This is a genomic window from Candidatus Synechococcus calcipolaris G9, from assembly GCF_029582805.1.
GTDB lineage: Bacteria > Cyanobacteriota > Cyanobacteriia > Thermosynechococcales > Thermosynechococcaceae > Synechococcus_F > Synechococcus_F calcipolaris.
On the sequence record NZ_JAKKUT010000002.1, the window covers coordinates 1,004,034 to 1,030,478 of the forward strand.

30 protein-coding genes are annotated in these 26,445 nt (G+C 49.6%); 11 read left to right on the forward strand and 19 right to left on the reverse strand.

Features of this window, described 5'->3' with window-relative positions; genetic code table 11:
• Positions 1-280 precede the first annotated feature (280 nt).
• The 3 genes from L3556_RS07675 to L3556_RS07685 form a co-directional block, all read right to left on the reverse strand.
• On the reverse strand, positions 281-1,144 hold the full coding sequence (locus L3556_RS07675) for an acyl-CoA desaturase (RefSeq protein ID WP_277866704.1): 864 nt from the start codon (positions 1,142-1,144) through the stop codon (positions 281-283).
• A gap of 355 nt (positions 1,145-1,499) precedes the next feature.
• Positions 1,500-1,853, reverse strand: a complete 354-nt coding sequence (locus tag L3556_RS07680; RefSeq protein ID WP_277866705.1) for a type II toxin-antitoxin system PemK/MazF family toxin — start codon at positions 1,851-1,853, stop codon at positions 1,500-1,502.
• On the reverse strand, positions 1,817-2,134 hold the full coding sequence (locus L3556_RS07685) for a hypothetical protein (RefSeq protein ID WP_277866706.1): 318 nt from the start codon (positions 2,132-2,134) through the stop codon (positions 1,817-1,819). The genes L3556_RS07680 and L3556_RS07685 overlap by 37 nt, the downstream gene beginning before the upstream one ends.
• A gap of 313 nt (positions 2,135-2,447) precedes the next feature.
• Here L3556_RS07685 and L3556_RS07690 point away from each other — a divergent pair, with 313 nt between their 5' ends.
• A complete protein-coding gene (locus L3556_RS07690) occupies positions 2,448-3,200 on the forward strand; it encodes a hypothetical protein (RefSeq protein WP_277866707.1) in 753 nt (250 codons plus the stop codon).
• A gap of 249 nt (positions 3,201-3,449) precedes the next feature.
• On the opposite strand, the gene L3556_RS07695 is transcribed toward L3556_RS07690, so the two are convergent.
• Positions 3,450-4,628 carry an LptF/LptG family permease gene (locus L3556_RS07695; protein WP_277866708.1) on the reverse strand — a complete coding sequence of 393 codons (1,179 nt, stop codon included), beginning with the start codon at positions 4,626-4,628 and terminating at the stop codon, positions 3,450-3,452.
• Between the two features lie 55 nt (positions 4,629-4,683).
• Entirely contained in the window at positions 4,684-5,217 is a 534-nt protein-coding gene (locus tag L3556_RS07700; RefSeq protein WP_277866709.1) for a DUF4330 domain-containing protein, read from the reverse strand.
• 165 nt (positions 5,218-5,382) lie between these two features.
• On the opposite strand from L3556_RS07700, the gene L3556_RS07705 reads away from it, so the two are divergent.
• Together L3556_RS07705 and L3556_RS07710 are read left to right on the forward strand one after the other, a co-directional pair.
• Entirely contained in the window at positions 5,383-6,447 is a 1,065-nt protein-coding gene (locus L3556_RS07705) for a 3-deoxy-7-phosphoheptulonate synthase (RefSeq protein WP_277866710.1), read from the forward strand.
• A gap of 26 nt (positions 6,448-6,473) precedes the next feature.
• On the forward strand, positions 6,474-7,610 hold the full coding sequence (locus tag L3556_RS07710) for an ABC transporter permease (RefSeq protein WP_277867617.1): 1,137 nt from the start codon (positions 6,474-6,476) through the stop codon (positions 7,608-7,610).
• Between the two features lie 84 nt (positions 7,611-7,694).
• Here the strand turns inward: L3556_RS07710 and L3556_RS07715 are convergent, their stop codons facing one another.
• From L3556_RS07715 to L3556_RS07730, 4 genes are all read right to left on the reverse strand, one after another.
• Positions 7,695-8,360, reverse strand: a complete 666-nt coding sequence (locus L3556_RS07715; RefSeq protein WP_277866711.1) for a restriction endonuclease subunit R — start codon at positions 8,358-8,360, stop codon at positions 7,695-7,697.
• Between the two features lie 87 nt (positions 8,361-8,447).
• Complete coding sequence (locus L3556_RS07720) at positions 8,448-9,098, reverse strand: Uma2 family endonuclease (protein WP_277866712.1); 651 nt, start codon at positions 9,096-9,098, stop codon at positions 8,448-8,450.
• 74 nt (positions 9,099-9,172) lie between these two features.
• Positions 9,173-10,960, reverse strand: a complete 1,788-nt coding sequence (locus L3556_RS07725; RefSeq protein ID WP_277866713.1) for a mechanosensitive ion channel domain-containing protein — start codon at positions 10,958-10,960, stop codon at positions 9,173-9,175.
• Positions 10,957-11,412 carry an ankyrin repeat domain-containing protein gene (locus tag L3556_RS07730; protein WP_277866714.1) on the reverse strand — a complete coding sequence of 152 codons (456 nt, stop codon included), beginning with the start codon at positions 11,410-11,412 and terminating at the stop codon, positions 10,957-10,959. Before L3556_RS07730 ends, L3556_RS07725 begins: the two co-directional genes overlap by 4 nt.
• 254 nt (positions 11,413-11,666) lie before the next feature.
• On the opposite strand from L3556_RS07730, the gene L3556_RS07735 reads away from it, so the two are divergent.
• From L3556_RS07735 to L3556_RS07750, 4 genes are read left to right on the forward strand one after another with little or no spacing between them, the layout of a single operon-like run.
• Complete coding sequence (locus L3556_RS07735) at positions 11,667-11,804, forward strand: hypothetical protein (RefSeq protein ID WP_277866715.1); 138 nt, start codon at positions 11,667-11,669, stop codon at positions 11,802-11,804.
• Positions 11,805-11,831: 27 nt separating this feature from the next.
• Positions 11,832-13,217 (forward strand): argininosuccinate lyase, encoded by a 1,386-nt coding sequence (gene argH, locus L3556_RS07740; RefSeq protein WP_277866716.1) that lies wholly within the window; start codon positions 11,832-11,834, stop codon positions 13,215-13,217.
• Positions 13,218-13,258: 41 nt separating this feature from the next.
• Positions 13,259-13,699 (forward strand): putative toxin-antitoxin system toxin component, PIN family, encoded by a 441-nt coding sequence (locus tag L3556_RS07745; RefSeq protein ID WP_277866717.1) that lies wholly within the window; start codon positions 13,259-13,261, stop codon positions 13,697-13,699.
• Positions 13,696-13,941: a toxin-antitoxin system HicB family antitoxin gene (locus tag L3556_RS07750; protein WP_277866718.1), complete on the forward strand. Its 246-nt coding sequence runs from the start codon at positions 13,696-13,698 to the stop codon at positions 13,939-13,941. The genes L3556_RS07745 and L3556_RS07750 overlap by 4 nt, the downstream gene beginning before the upstream one ends.
• Before the next feature lie 107 nt (positions 13,942-14,048).
• On the opposite strand, the gene L3556_RS07755 is transcribed toward L3556_RS07750, so the two are convergent.
• The 4 genes from L3556_RS07755 to L3556_RS07770 form a co-directional block, all read right to left on the reverse strand.
• On the reverse strand, positions 14,049-15,923 hold the full coding sequence (locus tag L3556_RS07755) for an iron uptake porin (RefSeq protein ID WP_277866719.1): 1,875 nt from the start codon (positions 15,921-15,923) through the stop codon (positions 14,049-14,051).
• A gap of 164 nt (positions 15,924-16,087) precedes the next feature.
• Positions 16,088-16,366: a helix-turn-helix domain-containing protein gene (locus tag L3556_RS07760; RefSeq protein ID WP_277866720.1), complete on the reverse strand. Its 279-nt coding sequence runs from the start codon at positions 16,364-16,366 to the stop codon at positions 16,088-16,090.
• A 56-nt stretch (positions 16,367-16,422) separates the two neighbouring features.
• A complete protein-coding gene (locus L3556_RS07765; RefSeq protein WP_277866721.1) occupies positions 16,423-17,901 on the reverse strand; it encodes a hypothetical protein in 1,479 nt (492 codons plus the stop codon).
• A 113-nt stretch (positions 17,902-18,014) separates the two neighbouring features.
• Entirely contained in the window at positions 18,015-19,040 is a 1,026-nt protein-coding gene (locus L3556_RS07770) for a DUF1214 domain-containing protein (protein WP_277866722.1), read from the reverse strand.
• A 382-nt stretch (positions 19,041-19,422) separates the two neighbouring features.
• Here L3556_RS07770 and L3556_RS07775 point away from each other — a divergent pair, with 382 nt between their 5' ends.
• Positions 19,423-19,599, forward strand: a complete 177-nt coding sequence (locus tag L3556_RS07775) for a hypothetical protein (protein ID WP_338405732.1) — start codon at positions 19,423-19,425, stop codon at positions 19,597-19,599.
• On the opposite strand, the gene L3556_RS16305 is transcribed toward L3556_RS07775, so the two are convergent.
• From L3556_RS16305 to L3556_RS07790, 4 genes are all read right to left on the reverse strand, one after another.
• Entirely contained in the window at positions 19,596-19,712 is a 117-nt protein-coding gene (locus L3556_RS16305; RefSeq protein ID WP_422110755.1) for a phage integrase central domain-containing protein, read from the reverse strand. The genes L3556_RS07775 and L3556_RS16305 overlap by 4 nt on opposite strands.
• A 14-nt stretch (positions 19,713-19,726) precedes the next feature.
• Positions 19,727-20,893: a WD40 repeat domain-containing protein gene (locus L3556_RS07780; protein WP_277866724.1), complete on the reverse strand. Its 1,167-nt coding sequence runs from the start codon at positions 20,891-20,893 to the stop codon at positions 19,727-19,729.
• 129 nt (positions 20,894-21,022) lie between these two features.
• Positions 21,023-21,373, reverse strand: coding sequence for an Hpt domain-containing protein (locus L3556_RS07785; RefSeq protein ID WP_277866725.1), 351 nt, complete (start codon positions 21,371-21,373; stop codon positions 21,023-21,025).
• 61 nt (positions 21,374-21,434) lie between these two features.
• Positions 21,435-22,016 carry a pentapeptide repeat-containing protein gene (locus L3556_RS07790; protein ID WP_277866726.1) on the reverse strand — a complete coding sequence of 194 codons (582 nt, stop codon included), beginning with the start codon at positions 22,014-22,016 and terminating at the stop codon, positions 21,435-21,437.
• A gap of 58 nt (positions 22,017-22,074) precedes the next feature.
• Between L3556_RS07790 and L3556_RS07795 the strand changes: the two genes are divergently transcribed.
• Both L3556_RS07795 and L3556_RS07800 read left to right on the forward strand, forming a co-directional pair.
• Positions 22,075-23,382, forward strand: coding sequence for a branched-chain amino acid ABC transporter permease (locus L3556_RS07795; RefSeq protein ID WP_277866727.1), 1,308 nt, complete (start codon positions 22,075-22,077; stop codon positions 23,380-23,382).
• A 22-nt stretch (positions 23,383-23,404) separates the two neighbouring features.
• Positions 23,405-24,184, forward strand: coding sequence for an ABC transporter ATP-binding protein (locus L3556_RS07800; protein ID WP_277866728.1), 780 nt, complete (start codon positions 23,405-23,407; stop codon positions 24,182-24,184).
• Positions 24,185-24,349: 165 nt separating this feature from the next.
• Here the strand turns inward: L3556_RS07800 and dpsA are convergent, their stop codons facing one another.
• Complete coding sequence (gene dpsA / locus L3556_RS07805; protein ID WP_277866729.1) at positions 24,350-24,880, reverse strand: DNA starvation/stress protection protein DpsA; 531 nt, start codon at positions 24,878-24,880, stop codon at positions 24,350-24,352.
• Between the two features lie 109 nt (positions 24,881-24,989).
• Between dpsA and L3556_RS07810 the strand changes: the two genes are divergently transcribed.
• Complete coding sequence (locus tag L3556_RS07810) at positions 24,990-25,235, forward strand: Asr1405/Asl0597 family protein (RefSeq protein ID WP_277866730.1); 246 nt, start codon at positions 24,990-24,992, stop codon at positions 25,233-25,235.
• 46 nt (positions 25,236-25,281) lie between these two features.
• Here L3556_RS07810 and L3556_RS07815 read toward each other — a convergent pair whose 3' ends face one another.
• Positions 25,282-26,415, reverse strand: coding sequence for a DUF58 domain-containing protein (locus L3556_RS07815; RefSeq protein WP_277866731.1), 1,134 nt, complete (start codon positions 26,413-26,415; stop codon positions 25,282-25,284).
• Between the last annotated feature and the right edge of the window lie 30 nt (positions 26,416-26,445).

A 26,445-nucleotide genomic window follows, 5' to 3' on the forward strand; every position in this document is an offset into this window, starting at 1 on the left:
TTACCCTTTTAGCATTGGGAGAGTCCAAGCTTGTCACTAAATAGAAATACTTAGAGAGAATACTCGATTGAAATAGTTACATCGTAGTTGCAGCATTTGTGGTGCATATCGCAGTGATCACTGAGTACCGAACTACGGGTGCATTTCACCTTATTGGTAGAGAAATAAGACATACCTGTCAATAGCTTGCACTAGCTACGGTACCCTAGTACCTCCATTTTTACCATCATAAATTAATATTAACCCGTAACTATATAGGAAACCGTTGAGTTTTCAACATTTAAGACTTTACCGGTATTTTTACTGCGGCGGGCAATCCTGAATGCTGAAAGTTTTGATTCCTGGCCCGTGCTAGCAGATCATTTTCAGCGGGCATCCTAAGCTTTGACGCTAACTTGAGAAGCTCAAGCATTTTAATAAAGCCAAACGTTGGATCTGGAAGATAGACAACCTGCCCAGCAGCACTAATGGTGATGCCCTGCCGACTGGATGCAGGAAAGGCATGATGGAGATTATGCCAGCCTTCGCCCAGAGTTAGAAATGCTACAAATCCATTATTTCGGCTATGGTCGTTGGTGCTAAATGGTTGCTCACCCACAATATGGCTGAGGGAGTTAACGGTTTGCACGGCATGGAACAGCAGGGTTGTGCTAAGAAAAAAAGCACCGAGATATTCAACACCACCAATGAAATAGGAGAGTGCCCCAAGTGCTACTAGAGGGATAAAGTGCAAACGGTCAATCACTTTTAATACTCCATCCTCCTCAACATCGCTCGGTAGCTTGGCGGGAAAGAAGTTGGGAGATAATAGCCAACCTCCTTGGGACCAACCAAATCCCTTAATCCCCTGAGCTGGAGTATGGGGAGAATGGGGATCGAGATCGCGATCAACATATTGATGATGGATCATGTGGTGAGCTTTCCACCAACTGGGTCCCATCTGTCCAGCCGCCGCCGCCACAATACTGCCCACCCATAGAACCAGATTAGAAGCCTGATAGCTTTTGTGGGTGAGTAATCGATGATAAATACTAGTCGTTGCCAGCATGCGGATGACATATAAAAATAGCAGCCAAAGGATAGATCCCCAGGATAAGCCAGTGATCAAAACGAGTAGCGATCCGATATGACTGGCAATGATCAACGTTGGCCCGGTTAGATAGGAAACAACTGTGATTTTGGAATATGGCCTCATTTTTTGTTTTGTCGTCCCGAAAGAGTTATAAAAAATCAGTCTAATGGCTCAAATCAGAAATGAAAGCTAACCTCGAACTCAGCACCAGCAGCTTTTATCCGTCCGCTGCATTTGAATTGTTAGACTGCGTGCAGATATTAAACTTTCAGTAAGCCATAAAACTTCTTCGTTTGTAAAGATACCACAGATCCTTATACGGCTCAGTCAACCTTAGGTAGTCGCAAAGCGTGGAACAATATGCTATCTGCTACAACTCCAAACAATTTTTCTCCTTTACTACAGTTATTTAAGAGCAACAAGGAGACTAGAGCCGAGATAATTTGAATAACTGCTGCAAAGAATCCTTTACAGCAACAACATCTGTATTGGCAAGCTTACCAATTTTCCTGAGTACTAAGGCATGGTCGAGGGTAAATAACTTCATCCGAATGATGGAGTTTGCTTGTAGACCAGTCGAGGCTAAATCCTGAATTGGCACATCTAGAGGCCAGGGAGCGTGGGCCGTAGTTGCAATCATTGTCATAACGCTGCAGTCAATCAGTGTATTGAATTCTGCAATGTCTGACAAAATTAGAGCTGGCCTTCGCTTGGTTGCTGTCCTATCGGTAAATAGAAAAGGCACTACAACCAGATCAAACTGTTCAAATTGACTACGCATAGATTTTGGTAGGCTAGTTCATCAGCCTCTGAATCCCACTCGGTCAGCGTTGCCCCTACTGCATCAAGATAATCCTTATCTACAACTGGCTCTAAGGGATCGTTATAGCGTAGGACTATTCCTTGGAATGGATAGTCTTTTGGAGATGTGTGTCTTGGCTGTTCTTCCTTCGGCTGCTCCAAAATAATTATTTCTACGGCATCCCCGGCATGAAAGGGTAATCCTTTCAGCACTAGGATTCCATCTTCCATCAGGGTGGCAGCTAACTTATGGGCGTTCATTATTGGTTTCCTTAATAAGGAATACAAAGAAAGGGATACGATGAGAAACAGGCTATGGGGAAAACCCACTGTCGCAACAGTCAAACTGTTTTGTAAGGGTTGAAAAATAAGCATTCTGTCGAAATGTGGGTTCTAGACGATTGAGTAGAATCATTTTCATACCGATAATTTTTACGATTTTTTATCTGTTTTTTACATTGCTATAGTTTCGATGCTATATTGAATGTCAATTTTATTATGGTATTAGAGTTTAACTTTTTGTGGTCCTCACAGAGTTAGACTGTTAATAGCCTTCTTAATAGTTAGATTTATCGTGGCATCAATTGAAAAATTTCAGCACCAAATTATCAATGCGATGGCCAGGTCATGTGCAGATATGGTCGATTTCACGGATGATCCTGCGAAACCACCAAATGCTGAGTATCTGCTTACAGTTAACGTGGCCAAAGAAATTAGGAACCTCAATTACAGTGCAGGGGATCCCTACGATATCCGCCTTGAGGAACATACAGAGCAATTTGCTCGAAACTGCCTGTTCCCAAGCAAATTTGTTGGCCACCCACTAGCTCATGTATCCACGAAATTTAGGCTCGGCACACCCAAGATTAACCGTAACGGGAGAATCGACGTGGCAGTCTATGAGAATATTCCTAACAACGGTTACTTCGGTGCACAACCCATTTGTGCCATTGAGCTTAAGGGCCTTAATCCCAAGATGTCGTCCGCTCTCTCGGACATGAGGCGAAACCTCGAATTTTTCCGCGTGTCTGGTAATACTGGTGGGAGCGTGTTGAGGTTCTCGATTTTTGCCGCATTACATTCGTTTAAACGGTCTAGCGATGAAGATCGGGTTCAAGCAAATGAAGTCAAACTCAAAGAGAAATATCAGAAGGCGTTGGCACAGCTTGGTTCAACCCACGATATTTCAGTCGACATTCAAGTGCATACTATTAGTAAGGAACTTGTTGGTCGGGTTCTAAATGAAGGTGAACACAAAGTGCTAGACACCAGTGCCATTCATCACTTTGCTGGTATCATTGTCACATTTCGTGCAAAAGAAGTCTAACAGTTTGACCCACTGCGTACCGGAACATGAGCATTTAGAAGTACAAAAATCAAGGGACATCATGAACAAATTCGCCACGAAATAAGATACGCCAACAGCCGCAGAATATTTAGCAGCAACATCCACCCTGCTTTTGTCACTTTTGCAAAAAGAGGAGGTAAACCCTGATTCTTTCGCCACATATCGCTGCCATAATGATCAAAACTGACCAGCATTTCTTAAAATAACAGAATTGGGTTAACTCTGGACTTATTGGCGACTGGCTTGGTACAGCAACCCCAATCCCAGCAGAGTTAAAATTCCCTTGGGCAACCATCCCGCCATGATCGGACTAATCATTCCCCCTTCTCCAAAGGCTGTACAGATAAATGCAAAAATATAGTAACCAAAGATAATCACCACACTCAAGCCAAAGGCGCGGCTACGATTACTGCGGGGAGAGTTAATCCCTAAGACGGAGCCAATCAGGGCAAAGCTCAAGCAGACCAAGGGTAGGGACGCTTTATCCTGGAGTTGTACCTGCCAATGGCGCACCTGTCTTTGATCGCCACTTTGGCGCAAAATCTTGATGTAATGACGCATATCTTGACTGCTCATGTGTTCTGGGACGCGGGTTTCCCAGGCTAAATCTAAGGGAGTGCGGCTATAGTCAAACTGAGCCAGACTGAAAGGGCGAACGGTTTGATAGCTCTGATCTGGATTCACTTGGTAGATTGATCCCTGGTGAAAATCCCAGGCTTGGTCGGCTTCATTCCAGATGGCGGTGTCTGCCAAAACCATTTCTTTGAGTTGGCCCTGATCAAAATTTAAGACGGTGACATCTCCCATGGCTTCGCCATCAAAGGTATGGGCAAAGAAAATTTGGGCGAGGCGTTGATCCTGAAATTGGCGGTAGAAAATATTGGCATCACGGTAGGGTAGGGCTGATTCTTCCAGTTGGATCGCCAAAATAAGGTGCCCACGGTAGGAGAGGGCTGGGGCGATCGCCTCATTCAAAACGAAGGTTAAAATCATTGCCAGAACTCCCCCCAACAGGGCCGGCACCACTAATCGCTGGGGACTAATTCCACAACTTTTGCAGGCAATAATTTCACTGCGGCGGGATAGGCGACTATAGGCAATTAAGGAACAAAACAACACGGACATGGGCACTCCCAATACCGCAAAGGTGGGCAAACGCAGGAAGAACACCTCGATCGCCGTGAAAAGGGGGAGTTGGCTATCCACCATCAACCGGATTAGATAAAAAACGGTACCAATGACAGCGGCGATCGCCGTAAACAGACCAAACCCAAAAATGAAGGGGGCGATCATCTCCGTCAGCAGGTAACGATCCAAGCGACTCGGGAAGGAGAATCGGGGATTGGGCATACCTGACGTTTCCGGTGAGTTAGGAACCGGCGAGTTGGGATGGATTGAAGCAGTCAAAGCACTCTTCCAAAACCGTTGCTAGATAGTTGCCTGGGAAGCGATCGCCCCTGCTTTAGGAATTGCCCGCTGATTCAACTCTCACGTCAATGATTGAGGCTCGAAAACTATAGCCTGGGCCTTCCACTTCAACGGGAGTACCTACCTTCACATTACTGTTCCCTAAGACCGGCCCATTGCGGGTTACTTGGCCCTTACCTTCCACGGTTAGGAGTAAGTTACTACTAAACCCCATTTCCGGCCGCGGATCCGGCAGGGCCTTAATGGAGCCATCGGGTTGGGAAGCAATCACGGTTCGCGGTAAGACTTCAACGTTCTTAATATCAATGGCACCGTAGGGTTGATTCCGAATCACAAAGTTAGCGGTGGTTCCTGCCTTAATGAGTTCCTGGGGTTTGGGGGTACTCAGCCCAAGAACCAATACATCCACTTCAATAGGCTGACTGGCGGCAACTTGGGCAATGGATGAACCTGATTTCCCCGGAATAAAAAACAAGCCAATCACCACAAATAGCAGAATTAAACCCGCTCCAATATCCAGCAGGCTCAATTTACCAAAAAGGCGACCGTGGGAGTCTATGATTTTCATGAACTGTTGACTTGAACCTCGATAATGCAATTTAATGGCAATTCTAATGCTGAACTGCCCTGAGTATACCAAGCCTGGCCCGCTGCCGTAGACCTAAGCTCAAGAAGAAAGGTACCAGACTCCAACGTAATTCGCTACTATTGAAAGAGTGCTTGATTGTGACCCATGCCTCAAACCTTTGACCTCCACGTTGTTGAAACACGTCCCTTGCTGGCTCCGGCAACTCTTTTAACCGATCTTCCCCTCACCGATCCCTTGGCAACGTTGGTGGCCGATACCCGCGATCGCATCCGTGGGATTTTAAGGGGCCAGGATCGCCGTTTATTAGTGATCGTAGGGCCCTGCTCCATCCATGATGTGGATGCGGCCCTAGAGTATGGGCAAAAACTTCTGGAACTCCGCAACGACCTACGGGACTCCCTGGAAATCGTCATGCGCGTTTATTTTGAGAAACCCCGCACCTCCATTGGCTGGAAAGGGTTAATCAATGATCCCCACCTGAATGATACCTACGACATTAATACGGGGCTACGGGTTGCTCGTCAATTGCTGGTGGATTTAGCCTCCTTAGGAATGCCAGCGGCCACAGAATTACTCGACCCGATTATTCCCCAATACATTGCGGATGTGGTCAGTTGGACCGCGATCGGGGCCCGCACCACCGAAAGTCAGACCCACCGGCAAATGGCTTCAGGTCTATCCATGCCTGTGGGCTTCAAAAATGGTACGGATGGCCACCTGGATTCTGCCATTAACGCCATGTTAGCGGCCCAGCACACCCATCACTTTTTAGGCATTAATGCCCAGGGGTTGGCCAGTATTGTCACCACGACGGGCAATCTCGATACCCATCTAGTTCTGCGGGGGGGAAAAGATGGCCCCAATTACTCGCCTAGCCACATTGAAATGGCTGCCACTCTCCTAGAGCGTAAGGGTCTGAGTCCCCGGATCATGGTGGATTGTAGCCATGCCAACGCCGCCAAGGATCACAATCGCCAAATTGAAGTACTCCATAGTATTGCAGAGCAAGTGCGCCATGGGCGATCGCCGATCATGGGGGCAATGATTGAGAGTCATTTGCAGGCGGGCAACCAACCCATTCCCCAGGATTTGCGCCAACTTAACTACGGACAAAGTATTACCGATGCCTGTGTGAATTTTGATACCACCATTGTCATGCTGAAGGAGTTAGCCGCCGCAGTGGACAGTCAGTGCCTCGCGGTTCGTTAAATTGACTACAGATTGACTACGGCATGATGGGCAAATGGCAACACCTCACCCACAATCCCTTGGCCCGTTTTGGTCTGGGTATTTTACTCTGCTTTTATCTCTTGGCCTTTGGGGCTGATTTTTTTGCGCCCTATAATCCCTATGCGTCCCAAGTAGACGGGGCTTTACTTCCTCCTACCCAAATCTATTGGCGGAATACCGCTGGTGAGTTTATCGGCCCCCATGTGTATCCCACGACCCTTGGCCCCGTCAGCCTGGAAACCGGAGATCGCCCCCTGGTAGTGGATCGCACCCAGCCGTCGCCCCTAAGGTTATTTGTATCGGGGTTTGAGTATCATTTTTTACAATTATCCCTGCCCTTACCTTCTCGGTGGAGTTTGCAAGACCCTCGGATTGAACAACGGGTGATTGTACCTGGCATCCCCAGTACATTGCATTTTTTTGGTACGGCGGGCCCCGGCCATCTCAATCTTTTGGGAACCGATGAGCAGGCCCGAGATCAACTTAGTCGGCTCCTATTTGGGGCACGGATCAGCCTCAGTATTGGTTTATTGGGGGTCGCCATTGCCTTTCCCATTGGTTTATTTGTGGGCGGCGTTTCCGGTTACTTTGGTGGCTGGCTTGATGGTGTCCTGATGCGCCTAGTGGAAGTGCTGATGACCATTCCCACGATTTATTTGTTGGTTTCTCTGGCGGCGGTGCTTCCCCCCGGTCTCAGTAGTGCCGAGCGATTTATGCTGATTATTTTTATTACCTCCTTTGTTAGTTGGGCTGGATTGGCGCGGGTGATTCGGGGCCAGGTTCTATCCCTCAAGGAAATGGGCTATGTCCAGGCGGCCCAAGCCATGGGGGGGCGATCACTCTATATTATTTTGCGCCATGTTTTACCGCAAACGGCCAGCTATGTGATTATTTCGGCAACTCTGGCGATTCCCAGTTTCATTGTGGCGGAATCGGTTTTGAGCTTGATTGGCTTGGGCATTCAACAGCCGGATCCCTCCTGGGGGAATATGCTTTCGTTGGCGACCAATGCCTCTATTTTGGTGCTGCAACCCTGGCTAATTTGGCCCCCGGCTCTGCTGATTGTCACCACCGTTCTTTGCTTTAATCTGTTAGGAGATGCCCTTCGGGATGCCTTGGATCCCCGCAGTCTGCGCCTTTGAACCTGAAACAGACTTGGGCACAGTCTGCCAGGTTGCCATCTGAGGAGCCATTGAGGGATCGGGCAATATTTTGTTTGAGTTTACTCATCGTGCCCTGCCATTGCCTGAAGTTTCTAAACTGACCGAAACCAGATGCTTCAGCACTTGGGCCACTCGGAGTAAGTTGCTATCGGCATCTGAGAGCAGAGTAAAACTCTGAGACAGGGCAAATTCGCCACGCTCTAATTTCAAAAACAGATAATCATATCCATTGGTGACTAATCCAAAAACAGGGCGATCGGGATAGGGACTGGCAGCCATATAGGCGATCGCCTGGGGAACAGCCCGCAGCACACTAAACCCACCCCGCTTCCCTTCAATCACCACTAACCAAAAATCATCCTGTACCGTTAGGGCATCAATCCGCCCCTCTAAGGTCATTCTTCCTGCTTCGTCATCCACCTGGGTCTGCACCTCAACCCACGTTTCTCCCCGAATCCGGTAGGGTGGATCGCACAGTCCCAAGGCATCCAGCAGGGGCGAGAATAAAATAATGTTCAGTGTTCCTTCGCTAACTTCACCCTCTTCTAAATAGGCAAGATACCGCTGGGCTAAACGATTCAAAGCCAGTACTTCTTGATCCGTGGGTGGCGGCAAAAAATCTCTCCATTCAGGGAAAAACTCAGGATTATCGGTGCGTTGTAGCCCAAGTTTGTCTTGAATATCCCGGAAATTAATAATTGCTTTGGTAATCGCGGTGACTGGAACCATTGCTTATATTCCTCTTGATGATTAATCACCCATCTCCCAGCGCAATGAACGAATGACATTGGTCAATCCATACCCCAAATCTTCTTTTTATACCTGGCTGAGGTGTTGTCTGATAAATTCTCGAAAGGCCTGTTCTGCCACAATTTCGTCCTGTTGGGCTTGCTCTAGAAAGTGATATAGATACTCTTTTTCGACCCAAGGAAATGTGGGACTGCGATCGCACTCTTGATAGTCCCTCTCCTGCAACTGAAAAATCCGCCAATCTTGCCCGTTATATCGCCAAAGCTCTGGTACTCCCATGGCGGCATAGAGGCGGTTTTTATCAATATCGGTGTGGGTTATATCCACTTCAACGACCAGATCCGGAGGGGGATCAGTGGCAAAATCAACCTTGCGTCCGGCAACCGTGGGCTGATTTTGAATGTAGTAAGCACAATCAGGCTCGGAACCGCGATCGAGTTCCTGCCGATCCATCGTTGTTGATCCCATGGTTTTAATTTTCATGCCCATTTCAAAAACTAACGTGATAATAAAACGCTCAATTAAGCGCAGGGCAAACTCATGGGATTCTAAGGGCATGGTAATTTCTAAAACTCCACGATCGTAGGTGAGACGGGCCCCACGACGTTGGGGCAAGGCATGAAGAATTTGTTGATAGGCATTCCAGGTTAGCCCCCGCAAAGCTACGCGCTTTTCACCGATCGGTTGTGTATTCATTTGGGGTGCAATGGCGACCATGGGGTAATTCCTCTTGCTAATAACTTTGCGGCAAAGGAAAATTTATCCAAGTGATTCCTGCCACCTTATCGATCTTAGATACTAAAGAGGGTCTTTAGCCGCTCTCGAATCCAGAAGAGGGGCGGTAAACTAGAGTCACTTTTACCATTGGCATCCACTAAGCCCAACTCCTGAAGAACTTGTTGCCGGGCAGCGAGTTCATTGGCAATTTCTTCGGCGAGGCGAGGATGAACCTGGAGGAGTTTCTGGAGAGTCTCACGGTTGACAACAAATAGGGTGGAGTCCTCTAGACAGCGCACCGTAGCGGTTCGGGGCAATCCCGTTAGGACAGAAATTTCCCCAAAAAACTCTCCTTCGTGCAGGGTTGCCAGAATTTGATCGAGGCGTTCAGAGCGAATTTCCACGGCCCCCGACAAAACAATATAAAAAGCATCTCCCTCGTCATGCTCACGGAAAATTACTCGACTAGCGGGAAAAAACTGCCGATGGCCCAGTTCAATCAGCATTCGTATTTCAGAGTCAGTACAGCGCGAAAAATAACTAATATGCCGGAGTAATTCTGCCAAGGCTGGGGTTTTCTTAACGCGGGCGGCCTTTTGGCGAAGGACGGTGGAGGAATCCTCTTGGGTTAGCTGTTGGGAGGGAGAATCATTGATCAACGCCCGCAGACCCCCAATATCCTTGACATGGAGATCGAGTTGGGGGAAGGGGACTTGAATCCCCCGATGTTTGAGTTCCTGTTCAATGAGAAAGTTGAGGGCACTTTTAATCGGTTCTGAATCCTGGGGGCGATCGATCCACGCAAGTAGATCAAACTCGTAGGCACTCTCGCCAAACTTGCGAAACCAAACGCTAGGGGCCGGATTTGTTAATACACGGGGATCCTGACGGGCGGCACTGAGGAGAGCCTCGGTCACTAAAATGGTATCACTGCCGTAGGCAATGCCCACCGGGACATGAATGCGGCTATCGGGACTACCATAACTCCAGTTGACCACGTTCTTTTCAATGAAGCGATTATTGGGCACAATCACGTATTGGCTATCATTGGTGCGAATTACGGTAGAACGAATGGAAATTTTCTCGACAGTTCCCAGGAGTCCATCTACTTCGATAAAATCTCCCACTTTAATGGGATGCTCCAACAGAATCGTTAAACCACTAATAAAGTTACTGGCTAGACTTTGCAAACCAAAACCAAAACCAATACCGAGAACCCCTGCTAAGACCGTGAGGGAACTCAAATCAATGCCAGCGGTTTGAAGAACAACAATAAAACCAATCAAACTGAGGGCATAGCTAATGGCACGGGTAATGGTTTCCTGGGAGCCTCTATCAACGCGAAGTTGAATCAAGATGCGTTGTTTAATCCATTCACTGATCCAACGGGATACGAAGAAGACCATAATGGATAGAAAGACAATCCAAAAAACAAATCCCAAGGTGACTTCAGTACGTCCAAGCTGAAAAAAGGGCGTTGTAAAAAGGGTCTGAATTTGCTTACCAATTCTCTCGGTCAAGTTATTGACATGGCGTTGGAGGGGGCGGAAGGTCTCTATCGATCGCAAGCTCCAGGAAATTAAGCTCACCCAAAGAAATATTCGTATCCCCAGTCGAAGCAGAGAAAATCCGAGGCCAAACCAATCTTGTTGCTTTTGATTGAATTGATGAATCTTTCCCTGAAGCCAACGGCCGCCTTTTTGAATTAACAACCAATCTAGAAAAATGACGATCCCCGCCATTAGACCAATTTGGAGTGCTTCTAATACAATTTCAAAAAAACGTTCCCGGCGTTGATTAATTGCGCCAGTTAAAAGGGATGTTTCTAAGGAAATCAGAAACCAAAGAATCTGTTTGCTCATAGGGATGCTGCTCGGGCCGCCTTGATCTGCTGAACAACAACTTGATGGCCACCCTCTAGGGCCCAAATTAGGGCAGTCCAGGAGTTCTGATCCTTGATATTGAGATCCGCTCCCGCTGCCAAGAGTATCTCGACAATTTGCTCCTGGCCCTTGGCAGCCGCAGCCATGAGGGGTGTCAAGCCAAAGTTGGTTTGACTATTCACATTTGCCCCTTGTTCTAAGAGGGTTTTTACAATCAAAAGTTCCCCAACCCCGGCAGCGGCCATCAGGGCTGTCCACCCTTCGCCATCGCTCTGATTGGGATCGGCACCGGCGGATAACAAATCTTGCAGTATCTCTAGTTGACCTGCCTCCGCCGCGATCGCCAAGAGGGGCATTCCTTCACTATCGGTACTTTGGGGGTCAAACCCCTCATCTAGGGCTTGCTGAATCAGTGAACGCTGACCATTCATTATGGCGTCAATAATAGGATTCATCCCTCACCTCACTACTCTGCCTTAGATTCTAAGGGGCCAATTCGAGAGTTGGGGGTGTTGAGCAGAAGGATTTTAGCTCGATCTTGGCTAAATTCAAGGGCTAGGCTAGGATAGTGCAAGAATTATGTCATTCACGTTCAGTTACCCCTTTAGGTCAAACCATGGTACCGGATCTGTCCCCATTGCCTTCGTCGTCATCCGTCCCATTGTCTATCCAAGCGCATATCGTTGTGGCTCAAAAGTTTGAGGATACCTTGGGGGATGATTTTGCCAAAACTTGGAATAATTTTATTGATTCGGGTCAGGTGTGGGCCCTGATCATTGGGTTGGGCATCGGCTGGTTATTTGGCAAACTGCTAAATTTTTAGATTTTCTATTATTTTACGAGGGTTAATGTGACCACCTCCCCCCAGCCTTGGAGTCAACGGTTTGAATCCGCTCTCCACCCTGCGATCGCCCGTTTTAATGCCAGTATTGGTTTTGACATTCGTCTGATTGAGTATGATCTGACGGGTTCCCAGGCCCATGCCCGTATGTTGGGTAAAACCGGAATTATCCCTGCCGCAGAGGCGGAGCAGTTGGTGGCTGGTCTTGAGCAAATCCGCCAAGAGTATCGCCGAGGTGAGTTTCAGCCGGGAATTGATGCGGAAGATGTTCACTTTGCCGTAGAGCGTCGCCTCACGGAATTGATTGGGGATGTGGGCAAAAAACTTCACACGGGGCGATCGCGCAATGATCAGGTAGGGACGGATACGCGCCTTTACTTGCGGGAACAGGTTCGCCTGATCCAGGATCAACTCCGCCAATGGCAACGCACCTTACTGGATCTGGCTGAACCCCATATTGAAACCCTGATTCCTGGCTATACCCACCTGCAACGGGCCCAACCCCTCAGTTTAGCCCACCATCTTCTTGCCTATGTGGAGATGGCCCAGCGGGATTGGCAACGGTTGGATCAACTGTATGAGCGGGTTAATGTTTCACCCTTGGGTAGTGGGGCCTTGGCCGGAACGACCTTTCCCATCGATCGCCATTACAGTGCCGAACTGTTAAATTTTGGTGGGGTCTACCGCAATAGTTTAGATGGGGTCAGCGATCGCGACTTTGCCATTGAATTTCTCTGTGCCGCAAGTTTAATTATGGTGCATTTATCACGGCTGGCGGAGGAAGTCATTCTCTGGGCATCGGAAGAGTTTGCCTTTGTGAAGCTCACGGATAGTTGTGCCACTGGCTCCAGTATTATGCCCCAGAAAAAGAATCCAGATGTGCCGGAACTGGTGCGGGGAAAAACGGGGCGGGTCTTTGGGCATTTGCAGGGGATGCTCGTACTCATGAAGGGACTGCCCCTGGCCTATAACAAGGATTTACAGGAGGATAAGGAAGCACTCTTTGATGGGGTGGATACGGTGTCTGCCTGCTTAGAGGCGATGACTATTTTGATGGCGGAGGGACTCACCTTCCGGGGCGATCGCCTGGCGGTGGCGGTGGAGAGTGATTTTGCCAATGCAACGGATGTGGCAGATTATTTGGCCGGCAAGGGTATACCGTTCCGGGAAGCCTATAATCTGGTGGGCCAAGTGGTGAAAACCTGTTTAGCCCAGGGCAAGATACTCAAGGAACTCAGTCTGGAGGAATGGCAAGCACTCCATCCTAAGTTTGATGCGGATATTTACGCAGCGATCGCCCCGCGTCAGGTGGTAGCAGCCCGCAATAGTTTTGGGGGCACAGGTTTTGAGCAAGTTCGCCAAGCGATCGCCGTCGCTAGACAAGCTATTTCATGAGTTAATTCAGTAGTAATAAGGCTGATGGGACTATATCTCTGATGCTGCCACCCATACCCATTCCCCAAATTGTGATCGATACAAATGTCGTTGTTGCTGGGCTACGATCTAGAAACGGAAGTGCTTTTCGTCTATTGGGATTGGTTGGTAGTGAGCAGTTTCAGATCAATCTTTCTGTGCCGCTAGTTTTGGAGTACGAAGAAGTCTTATTGCGGGAACTGCCAAATCTGGCCATGAATGTCTCAGATATACAAGATTTTCTTGATTTTCACTGCGCGGTTGCGACCCATCAGCAGATTTTTTTCCTTTGGCGACCTTTCTTGCTTGATCCAAAGGATGACATGGTTTTGGAACTGGCAGTTAACGCCAGGTGTGATAGCGTAGTGACATACAATATCCGCGATTTTGTAGGCATTGAGCAGTTTGGGGTAAATGCCATGACACCAGCAAAGTTCCTAGAGTCTATTGGAGCACTGTCTTGAGCACATTAAGCATCCAGCTACCTGACTCCCTATACAAAAGCTTGCAAAGACTGGCAAAGCAGAATGGGGTTTCCTTAGATCAGTTTATTGCCATGGCCGTGGCCGAGAAAATTTCAGCCTTAACGACTGAGGGATATTTGCAAGAGCGGGCAAGTCGTGGTGAACGGACAAAATATGAGGCTGTGTTGGCTAAAGTCGCTGATGTTGAGCCAGAACTTGATAACCAGTTGCCGCCAGCATAACAACCTGCCTGCACCCAGTATATTGTAGGCTCCCTAACCGAGTCACAAAGATCAGTGTCAGTCTACGGGGCCGGTGAGGAGACAAACTCCGCTTGGCGAAATCAGCTTCAGAATGTAAATGTGGTGCGGATATTACCGATCAGCACCGCCGGATTGTTATTATCTTGGTTGGGAGCGGTCAGAATAATGAAGCCGGGAGTGACAGAAATACCATCATTCACCTGATACTTGTAAAAAGCTTCCAGATGCAGAGGAACATCAACATTAAAGGGCTGGGGATTACCCCCCGTGAACCGGTTTAGATAGGGTTCGGCCCCCAAAACCAGGCCCAGGAGATTTCCCTTGCGCCCCATATCCGGAAAGGCAAACGTCAACGCATAGTTGAAAATTTCCCCATTGCCTTGCCCAATTAACGTCGGATAACTAGCCCCAAACCAGGCACTGAGCGTAAATTTTGGGCTGAACTGGTAGGTGAATTGCCCCCCATAGGAATCAACCCTTACTCCGCCCAGATTGAATAATTCCGGGAATTCTGTCAGACGTGATTGTCCAGCCAACGTATTGGCAACAGCAGTGCCGGTAATATTAAGGGCATTGTAGTTAAAACCAAACCGTCCGGGCAGAAAGTAGGAATGGACATAGGTAGCAGCAAAGCCTAACTGTTGGGTGGGTCGCCAAGTTACTTGGCCCAGAGCGGCATAGCCACCGTTAATAAATCCCTTGTTTGGATTCGGGGCTGAGAGGAAATCCGACAGATAGGCTGCTGTGATATCCACCTGTGGAGTGGCTTGAAAATTGAGACCAATGCCAGTACCGCCACCGAGAGCACTGATTGCATTGCCTTGCCCAAAGGCGGAGAGGGCACCGGTACCGGCAAAACTGTCTGCTAGGTAAGGATTCAGGACGGGGGCAATGCTAAAAAGAGTGCCAATATTACTGACTGCATCTACACGCAGTTTCTGAGTGACCGGGAAGCTGTATCGCAGAATAGCCATATAGAGTTGGTTATTACTATTAGCGGCAAATTGGGTGGACAGAGTACCTTCCGCCGAAGCAATCGGAATGCCATTTACGATTTCGCCGGGGAGATTAAACCCTGTACCTAAGGGGGGGACATTACCGGCAAACAGGCTAGTAGCGAGCAAATCCTTGCCAGTAAAGCTGGTGAGCAGGTTCAGGTTGACACGATATTGAACGACCGGATTATTATTGTTAAATGCCGCCTGAGCTAGGGGATTATTACTAGAAAAACCCGTTCCCGTTGCTCCGGCAAACCACATATTGGTAACGCCCAATAGTTTAGTCGTGGTCGAGAAATGCTGGGCTTCCAATTGGGCAGTGCGGGCTTCCATGCTATCCACCCGTCCCCGCAGCGTCGTCAGTTCGGCGCTAAACTGCTCCTGTAACTTTCGCGCCGTTTCTAGGTCTTCTTTTGTGGCAAAGCGATCGCTGAAAACATCCAGACAGGCATTGAGTGCAGCGGCCAGTTCAAAACGAGTCACAGCCCGGTTGCCTCGAAGCGTGCCATCGGGATAGCCAACAACACAACCGTATTTTTCTACCAGGGATTGTACCGCCTGAAAAGCCCAGTCCGTAGGTTGGACATCAGACAATTGTGTAACGGAGGTCATCTGGCCAAGGGGCTGTATCGCCTGAAAGGCCCAGTCCGCAGATTGGGCATCAGACAACTGGGAAACGGAGGTCACCCGTCTGAGGGATTTGGGCGGGGGAATTTCTGGCAACAGTGGCGCATTTTGGGTATGGGGATTAACAATTAACGGAACCGTAGGGACTGTCTGTGTCGGCATTAAGGGTTCGGACTGAACTGCGCTGGCGGCAACGCTGGCATTAGTTTGGTTAGCAATTGTTCCAGTTTTTTGGGGGGGTAAAGACTCTGCAAATGCGGGAGCTGAAACGGCACAGGCAATCGCCAAAGCACCACTGATTCTACTCCACCAATGATCCTTGATCTGCTGTTTCATTGTCTCACTCCACACACTCACGACGATATCTCACTTTAACAAGCCTTAGGGTCAGGTTCACGCCCGCTGTCAACCGAGAATGTGTTTATCCTGAAAAGGGCTTGCGAGAAAAGATAATGTTTTTGCAACTGTCTGAGTATCCCAAAATTCCAACATTTGGCTAATTAAGCTGGTGATCGCTGTAATGTGACTGAAGGTGACTCACCAAACATATGTTTATAGTCAGTAGAAAAATGTCCCATGTGCCAGAAGCCGTAGCGGTTAGCAATGCCCATCACCGAATCTGATTCTGGATTGCTCTTTTTCAGAGCGTTGCGTACCCCTTTGAGCCGTTGAATTTTGAGGTAGGCTATTGAACTCATGCCAAAAATATCCTGGAATCCATAGGACAAAGCACTTTTGCTCACTTTTAAGGCTTGATAAACTTTAAGAGTTTTGTCCACTTTTTTTTGGTCAGGGTCATGATTTCACTGTCCACTTTTTTCAGTCAGGGTCAGACTTATGGCTTGTAGTTGCTCATGCCCGGGCCGGTCTTGTCGAAGACGTTGAAATGTTCGTCCGGCATGATGGTGGCCACGCCGCCTTCGGGAGTTTCGATCAGGTCCTGCTCCAGGGTGACCACCCGAACTTTCCACCCTTCGGGAAGCTCCTTATACATGGCTGCTCCGTTGGCAATGAAGTCGTCGTAAGTGTGTTTGGGTTGAAGGCCGAGTTGGAAGCCCTTCATGATCCATGTGTTGCCATCGGGATCGTCGAGAAGCACCACCGTAGTTCCCTTCTTCCAACCGATGCTGCTGGTCCGAGCAATGGTAATTGGTTGGTAGGGAGGGGTGGCTTCTTCCACTCCGGCAGAACCGTCTCCCCCCATGTTCAATTGAGCAATCCATGATGCCGGGATCCCGTTGAAGTTCCGCTCCACCCCGACCGTGAATTCACTCCAGTCCGGCGTCCAAAACTTCGGGCCGTTGAGCGACACGCCAAGGACGCCAAATTCTTCTTTCAGCTTCTCGAAATCCAGTCCTTCGAGCAATTCCTGGGGAGACGTGTCCTTCGATGCTGGGATGCCCCGGGCACTAAACATGGAATTGTAAACCGCAGCGACTACCTCCCCAGTTTCGGGGGAACGACCCGCGAGCATCATCTCAATATAGCGAGTCCCATGCAGGTCGTCGAAACGCACACTCTTGGCATTCGCGCCATCGGACAACACATTGGCGGGTTTAGATGCAGCATGGTTGTACTGATAGTTGCCCTCAAGCTCGTCGAGAACAATGGTGTTAGGCGGTTCAGAATCGGCGGCGGACGTCAGAGTCATGTCTTGCTCCAACTGGCGTGCCCTGAAATTCCATCCGTTCGGCAAATTCAGGCGCTCGCCAAGGGTGGGCAGATTTTCGATGGTGTTATCGGGATCAATCTTCAGGGACAGACTGAACATGGTGTATACGGCGCCCTCGGGGGTGATGAGCTCATACACCGTTTCGCCCGCGTTGAAGCTAAATGTATTGCTACGTTTGGAAACCAGCACCTGGTATGAAGGAAGGTTTCCGGCAACGGCCTTACTGAGGTCAGGGGTTTCGAAGATGCCGAAAACCCGATAGGGAATCGTGGCGACCACTCTCTCCTTGCAGCCATCCCAAGCCATCCCGGTTATGCCGTTCGTCACGAGACGGCGCGGACCATTGAAGAGGATGCCATCGCTCCCGTATTCCTTTTTCAAGGTGTCTGCATCCAGAGCACGGAAGCGGGCGTCCATCACGTCGTTGGATGCCTCAAGGTCCTTGCCGATGGAATTGTAGTAGAAGCCAACCCCACTGCCATCGGCCAGGCGGTTCATGAACAAAATTTCGTAGAAGGCCTTGCCGCGCCAGTTCTCTATCTGGATTGGGCAGGGATCCTTCAGTTCAACTTTCTGTTCGGCCAAGACTGCTGTAGTAGTGCCTATCAGCCCAAGCGCCAGTGCAGTTACTTGCACGGTCATGATTATCTTTCTCTTAATGCCGCTTCTCATTGTTTTCATTGATCTTTTCCTTGTTGATTTTCGCTTTGCAGCGATTTCAATAGCTTGATTACTACACTTGTTGATTATGCCTCTCACTGCACTGGCACTGCGGCTGGAAATTCCCACGATCCATCTATAACTTCCCGTTTTGGCTGATACATCCGTACGATGTAGCTCCAACCCGGAGTGATCGGGAGGTAGTTCGGCTGATCGGGGTCTCCCCCGAAGTGAACCGTCACTGACCCATCAGGGTTCCGCTTGGCGGTCACGTTGTTTACCGAATAGGCATCCAGGTCGTTTTTTTCCATAAAGCCTTTGGCATTGTAAACGGTGATCGACGCAAACCCGTCTACAGGAATCGCCTCCGATACCGTCAGAACATAGGGCGTCTTGCCGTCGTTTTTTTCGGGGACGACATTGACATAAACCGCATCTATATCCGGATTCCCACCCCAGCCGTAAGCTGTGCCCAGCAGATGACTGATAGGATCAATCTCATTCTTGTTGCCGAACATGCCCTTGGCTGTAGGCCTGGTACCCGCAAGAATATTGATGGCATCGCGAACCTTCGCCAGGGAGTCTTTGTTCCAATCCGGTACCTCAAAAACCCCCGGAGTTTTCTGCCGGACTTCGATTTTGTCTTGTATCTCGTTAGCGACTCTTATATCGGCCGGGTCACTTGCATCCACGAAGGTTCGAATGAGAATACACAGGTAGCGCGTTCCGGTATCCTCCTTTGTAAAGGTAAAGGTAGTTTTGCCATCGCCGTAATAGACCGCAAGCGTGTAGTGATCCTGATTGATGACCTGCATGGACTGAAACCGCCCCTTGCTGTCAGGCATTACGATGGTGACCGGCTCGGTGAGATCGAAAACACCGATGGAATAGATTGTATCGCGATTCATGCGAATCACTTTCTGCTGATCAATTGGCGTCGGCTGACGAATATGCAGGAATTTGCCGAAAGCACCCTGCTTGACGTAGGCACTTAGAGTTGTATCGGTCTCGGCGCGGACGTAGGTATCCACGGTGACTTTTTCGGATGCTGAACTCAGGACTGGATTGGGGAGTATCATTCCCAAAATCGCGAGAAAGAATAGTAATAGTGGTCGCTTCATTCCTTTATGCCCCCTATTCGTTTTGTGCAGCCCAATGGATCCGAAATAAGCAGAACCCCGACTTGAATGATGAGATTGTATCAGACGACGAAGGGGTGAAGTGCAACTGAGTCCGAAGGATTCCGCTTTATCGAGTGGTTGGGCATCGCGATCGCAGTACCTTGATTAATCATACAGAATCCCTAACGACTGGATGAAGTATCGGGTCCATTGGGTGATGACCCTGACTGAAAAAAGTGGACAAACTCCAAGAGTCGCCAATGAAGGAGAATGTCCAAATGACCCAAAAACCAAGACGAACATTTACTGCCGAACAAAAAGCTGATTTCTGTGACCATAGGTCAGTAGCTGTGGCAATTGTGAAACAGTCAGGCAGAGCCACATCAGCCAAGTCGCCCAGGAAATGGGTTTAACAGAAAGTGCCCTACGCCAATGGGTCAAACAAGCAACCATTGACCAAGGTGGTGATAGCCAAGGGGCATTAACCACGCAGTCCTGCCGTCACGTCATGGGATACTCGATCGGTGGCGATCGCGTAGCGGAAGACCTGGGATATTAGGGTTTTAACCGGTGGGCCGTCTCGATAGAGCCACGGGCAACAATGCGGTTCAGAACGGCTAAAACCTCTTGGGCTGTGATGTCAGTAATGGGGCGATCGCCGTGGCTAGACAAACCCTTTCACTGAGTTAATCGGGCGAGTTATGAGAATCATCAACTGACCAAACCATTGCATATCCTGGTCGTCTACTCACTCGATTGTTACTTTGTCGTAATATACTGGTCGGTCGGTGCCCCCGATCCCCGTCTCGCATGCTCCGATCAAACAGCAGTTCTCCACCAGACACCACCCTACTGGTTGAACTTAGACCCATGGCTAAACGATTGCCATCGGCATCAAATACCAACCGACTGGGTGGATTGCTCAGGTCAAACCGTTCTACCATTTGCCTTGTGGTGACATCGAAGATACCAATAGCTCCATTATTAAATCCCACCGCTAATCGATCGCCCATGGGACTGAAGGCTACTGCGGTGACATCTTGTTCCTCCGGCTCCACTGCCATCACTAGGGAACCATCCGCGGTCTGCCAGACATAGGTTCCCTCCCGCCCCCGTACCGCAATCAGGGAGCCATCATCACTTAACTGTAGAAAATTGCGATCGCGACTTATTCGCGCCAAGGGTAAACTATCTTCCCGAATCACGACCCCATCCCTTAAGCGTTGGAGAGGCCAAACCATAATCCGTTTCTCCGCCTCATTATAGGCCGCCACGTAGTCGCCATTGGCGGATGTTGCAACCCGCATATAGCCATCCCCTTCCCGCAGCCATGCAATTAGGGTTCCATCCCCATGACGAACGGAAACCCCGGCCTCTTCTGCCACCAAAAAACCCTTGAGAAGGGGTACCCTAACAACATCATGAATAGTCGTTTCCGCCTCTGGGGTCCAAATCCCCACAAGCTCTCCATCCCAATCAAAGACTTTGACGTTATTTTGATTGTAGGCAATGATTTCGTTGCGATCGCTGGCAATACTATAGCGATAATCCTTATCAACAGGATTTAAGCGTTTCAGGATTTTACCATTGGTAGCATCATGGATCAGAGTATGTTCACCACGACTCAACAAACGGGAGTTGTCACCGGAAAAACCCCACACGGAAACCAAGTTTCGGCCATTGACTACACCGTATAAACAGCCAGGATAGTTGGAACAGGCTCCCATGGCAGTGATGCGCGGGCCTACCACACTGGAAAAAAAGGCATAGATGATGAACCCAGGGATAATAATGCCACAGGGCATCATGGTGATCAGGAAGCAGGTTCGTAGGATTTGTTTGATGTTCGCCATGGTGCCTTTATTCAATACAAACCAGGGTAGGATTGTTCTTAGCTAGGACATTGTACCTCCAATAAGATATATGCCCAGATAAAAATCCTTACCTTATCAGCAACCTAACATGATTTTGGACAGGTTGCCTTAGGAACCCGTATACTTTTCTGCCACTAATGCTGCAATTCCTTGACAGATAGACTCCATATTAGCGATCAGGGAACCTGCCTCAGAGAGATCATTTTCCTTTGCCTGTTGTTCCAATTCCGTGGCTAATCCTTGAATGGTTGTGGCTCCAACATTGCCGCCGGAGCCTTTGAGGTGATGGGCTTCCCGCTTGATTTGGTCAATATTATTGTCTGCTAGGGCTGTTTTGGCCGCGCTCAGATGCAGTTGGGCATCCTCCACAAAGGTGAGGAGCAGTTCCTGTTCAAATTCTGTATCACCGCCGGAGAGTTGGGAAAGGTAGTCCCAATCAATTAAAGCGTCTGTACCCATAATGGTTTTATGCTGCTAGAGATCGACACAGGAATAATACCGCAAACCCAAACAGGCTGGGTTAGTTGCCCTCACCATTGGGCAAAAACGGCAGCACGGTATCGGTAATATTGGCACCGCTTAAATTTGCCCGGGATAGATCCGCCTCGGTGAGGTTCGCCCCCGTCAGATTCACATCAATCATATTGGCTCCCATGAGTTGGGCCCGGGTGAGATTGGTTTGGCTAAGGTTAGCATTGACTAGGTTGGCAATCGTTAGCCGCGCCCCTTCTAGTTGGGCATGGCTCAGGTCGGCATTCACCAAAATAGCCAAATACAAATTGGCCCGATTCAGGTTAGCGTTTTGCAGGTTGGCTCCAAAAAAATTGACCCCCGCTAAATAGGCCCCCTCCAGATTAGCCCCCGCTAGGTTGGCCTTAAACAAATTGGCATCCATGAGGTTGGCTCCCCTGAGGTCACAATTGGGACATTGCCGGGTCTCTAGAAGTTGGCGCACATGGGCCGGATTTTCGGCGATCGCCGGGCCCGCCACCAACCCAGTGGCAAAGAATATCCCCAGGATCCAGCACCAAGAAAATGGGGGTCTGGGGAGGGGAATTTGGACATTCATCCACGATTGTTCGATCCCTTGGCCATCATCCATCTATAATTCCTGTATTCTTCCTGTATAAAAGGTTGTAGGAGCCACGCACCCATTTATTATGGTTGGTTATCTGATTTCCCTCGGCATCTTCACCGCCACCTTTGCCCTCTTCAGTCTGGGGCTAAATCTTCAGTGGGGGTTTACCGGCCTGATCAATTTTGGCCATGTGGGCTTTTTGGCGATCGGCTCCTACACCACAATTCTACTGAGTTTAATGAATGTTCCCATGGCCGTGGCCGTGATCGCCGGCATGATCCTAGCCATGGTGTTGGGCTTGATTATGGGCATGACGACCCTGCGGCTGCGGGAAGATTATTTAGCCATTGTCACGATTGGGATGGCGGAAATTGTCCGGTTAATTGCCCTCAATGAGGAGTGGTTAACCCGTGGGGCCCGGGGGGTCTTTGGATTTCCCTTGCCCTTAGATCGCCTTGAACCTAGTCTGCCCCTGAAGATGGCCATGATTGGGGTATTGACGGCCATTGGGGTTGGGGTTGGCTGGCATTGGTGGCAATGGCTAGGACGATTACGCCCCGATCTCTCCCTGCGATCGCCCTGGTTAAACCGAGGCTTTTTTGTGGGGTTTTTGGTCTGTGTTGCTGGCCTGGAATGGGGACTATGGCAAACCATCGAACCCCTAAGTTTAGGCAGGGGCTTGAATGTGGTGATGGTACTCCTGACCCTGATCATGGGGGCGATCGCCCTAGGGATTCTCATCACCCGCTGGCAGAGTGACATTCCGCTGCGGCAGTATGCTAATCTAGCAACCCTGCGGCAATTCCCCCTCCTGACTTTGTTGACCCATACCTTGGGGTTTGGTTTGGTGGCCATGCTTTACTGGGCCAATGTGGCCGGTCTCTGGAATTACACCTATCGGGCTGGACTTCTCTGGTTATTACTCATTGTCCTGGTGATCGTCTTTTGGCAATTGGAGCAGTGGGTGCGTTCCCCCTGGGGTCGGGTCTTAAAATCCATTCGCGAAGATGAAGACGTGGCCAAGGCCCTAGGGAAAAATGTCTTTTTCTATAAGTTGCAATCCTTAATGCTGGGGGGGGCGATCGCCGCCTTAGCGGGTTCCTTCTATGCCTGGCAACTCACATTTATTAATCCCGAAGGATTTACATCATTGTTAACCTTTCAGGCCTGGACTATTGTTGTTTTAGGCGGAGCAGGTAATAATGTGGGCACAATCTTGGGTGCGACCATCTTCTGGGCCTATACGGCCCTCACCCGTTTTCTACCCCTGGATGGCGGCCGCCTAGAAGCCCTGCGCATGATGGTAATTGGTTTGTTACTAATTATTCTTATGATGTGGCGACCCCAAGGTATCTTAGGCAAAAAGGAGGAACTGAGCCTTGGCCGATAAACTCTCTGTTTCAATGTCAACGATGGATCCTGCCACCCGGACAACGACTCCCCTCCTGGCAGCCAGCGGCCTGTGTAAATCCTTTGGCGGCATAAGGGCAGTGGATCAGGCGGAGATTGCCGTACCGGCGGGGAGTATTACCGGCTTAATTGGCCCCAACGGTGCGGGGAAAACCACGCTTTTTAACCTGTTGTGTAACTTTATTCCCAGCGATCGCGGCCGGGTGATCTTTGACGGCGAACCCATTAACCACCTCCAACCCCACCAAGTTGCTCTCCAGGGCCTACTGCGTACCTTCCAAGTCGCCCGGGTTCTCTCCAAGCTGTCGGTTTTAGAAAATATGCTCCTCGCCGCCCCCCACCAAACCGGCGAAAAACTTTGGAATAGTTGGTTTCGCCCCCTCCGCATCCGCCAAGAAGAGCAGGAACTGAAGCAACGGGCCTGGGATATTTTAGAATCCGTGGGACTGGCGGCAAAAGCCAATGACTACGCCGGCGCCCTTTCGGGGGGACAACGCAAGCTTTTAGAAATGGCGCGGGTGTTAATGCATCAGCCCCGTTTAGTTCTCCTAGATGAACCCGCTGCCGGTGTTAATCCAACCCTGATCAACCAAATCTGTGAGCATATTGTGCGCTGGAATCAGGAGGGGGTGACCTTTTTAATTATTGAACACAATATGGATGTGATCATGTCCCTGTGCGATCGCGTGTGGGTTTTGGCCGAAGGGAAAAATCTCGCCGCCGGGCCACCCACTGATATCCAAAATAATCCAGAGGTTCTCACCGCCTACCTAGGGCAATAATACCCTTCCCCCAATTCTGATCACACCGAGTTGGATAAAGGAGAGTCTGATCAAAAAAATGCTCGCTACTTATTGCGAATTATTCCTAAAACCCCTACACTGAAAATCAAGGTAAAAAAATACCCCACAGAGGGGGTAAGGGAATTCATGGTCAGCGTCAATACCCTACAGTTTCAGGCTGTCGTTTGCCAGAAAATGATCCAGGTGGTAGGCCCGCTCTTCGGTCTTCAGCAAGATTTGATCGTAAAGATAGGCCGTCGCCCGATCTCCCAGGGTTTCCGCCTGACTGGCCTGTTGCCTCAACAGTTGAATCACCGCCTGCTCACAGGTGAGATCATTTTGCACCATCTGGCGGCTACTAAAGGCTCCATCTGCCTCTGGAGTGAAACAACACAGGTTTGCCAATCCCGTAAAGCTGGCCACGGGGACTCCCCCCAAGCCATTCAATCGTTCTCCCAGTTCGTGGACATGATCTTGGACTTCGCCGTAGCAATCCTGGAAAAACTCATGGAGTTGGTAAAACTCAGCACCTTCAACCACAAAATGATGCTTCTGATATTGCAAATAAAGGGCTTGAAAACTGGCCAACAGTCGATTCATCCCCTCGCAAACCGGCTCCGTACTTTCCTTTTCCAGGAGAACAACATTGGCAGCAACATCGCCAAAACTGTGCATGGGAATTTGAGTCGTCGTCATATCGACCTCCCTGGTGGATTAGATTTGGGTCTACCTCCTTTTCTTAACACATTTAACTATTTAATGATTCCAAAAATCTTGATCTACCCGATCTCGGAGTGTACAAAATATGACCTCTAATCGACAGATGATTGCTGTGCCCTGGCAATATCGCTGGCAGGTGTATTATCGCTTGAGTCGCCTAGGGATTTCCTGCTGGTACGCCCCCTATCAACCCCTCTACGGTGAAATTACAACGCCCCTAGCGGCAATCCAGGTGTGGAGTGTGGTGCAACAGATCACGGCATCTCGACAAAGTTTAGTCCATTGGCTAAATGACTGCTGGAATCATTCTTGTTTATCCGGCGATCGCTAATCACTATTTTTCTAACAATTCGCTAATAACAAAATTAGCCCATCAACTAGCTCTGTAATTGCAAAATCAAGGGGCGATCGCCATCGATACATTTACCCGCCATGCCCAGGGGCAAGGAACTCGCTCCCCATACAAGGCCGACACTGCCGGAGGGCAACACCTTGAGACTCTTGGGAGCTGCCGTTAGCCAAAGCATCGGTTCCTGCGGGCAGGGATGACTCTCCGGTTCGGGATGAATTTCCGCTAGGGTTCTTAAAATTCGAGATTGCCCCTGAATCATGCCCGTACGATGACTCCAAAACTGAACTGGAACCTGTTGCTCCGTACTGAAAACGACGAGGGATGCGGTAGCAATGACGGCCTGTTCAAAGTGATCTGCGGCCCAGCCAACGGAATTGTCTAGGGCGATGGTGATGGCGGCTCCGCCCCTAAAGGTATCCAGTTCCCTCACCCGCAGTTCCCCATAGCGGGCACTGGTGCGCCAATGGACGAGTCGGAGTGGATCCCCCCAGCGGTAGGGCCGCAGCGATCGGGTCAGGCCATCGCTACTCAGTTGTCTATGCATCTGGCGATCGCGCCATTCCTGGGTTTGATCTTGGCCCAGTTGATCCAATAGGGGGCAGGTCTTTAGGGTCAAAATGCGAGGATAGACCACCACCGTCATCGGTATTTGCCAGAACCGCCGACACCAAAAGAGTCCCAAGGGAGCGGCCGTACGCAGAGAAACCCGTTGCCAGCTAAAGACCCCCCGTTCTTCTGGGGTAAAGGTGTAGTCACATCGATATTGCCCGTGGCAGGGTAACTCGGCGATCGCCCCTAGGGGTGGCTGCTCTAGAAATGTTCCCAGGGTTTTGGGTACATGATCCTGAACTTGTAGTAACTGTCGCCCTTCCCCACTGGGATTCTCAATGATGATGCTCAAACTGAGGCGATCGCCGGCATGAACGGGAGCAGGGGTCAAACGACTAATAGCCAAGCCCTTGAGGACGCGGGGGGGGGTAATCGCCGCCACCATCAACAGAGCCAGCATCACCCCCGTAATCACGTAGAGCCAACCGGCCATGGAGTTGACTGCGGCCGCAAACAGGAAGAAACTTAGCCCCATGAGTAAGGCTCCGCCAAACCCCGGTGTCACCCAACGAGTTTCTAGATAACGATTGGCATGGGTAAGGCGATTCACAGCTAAAGACCGATACGAACAATGCCTCCC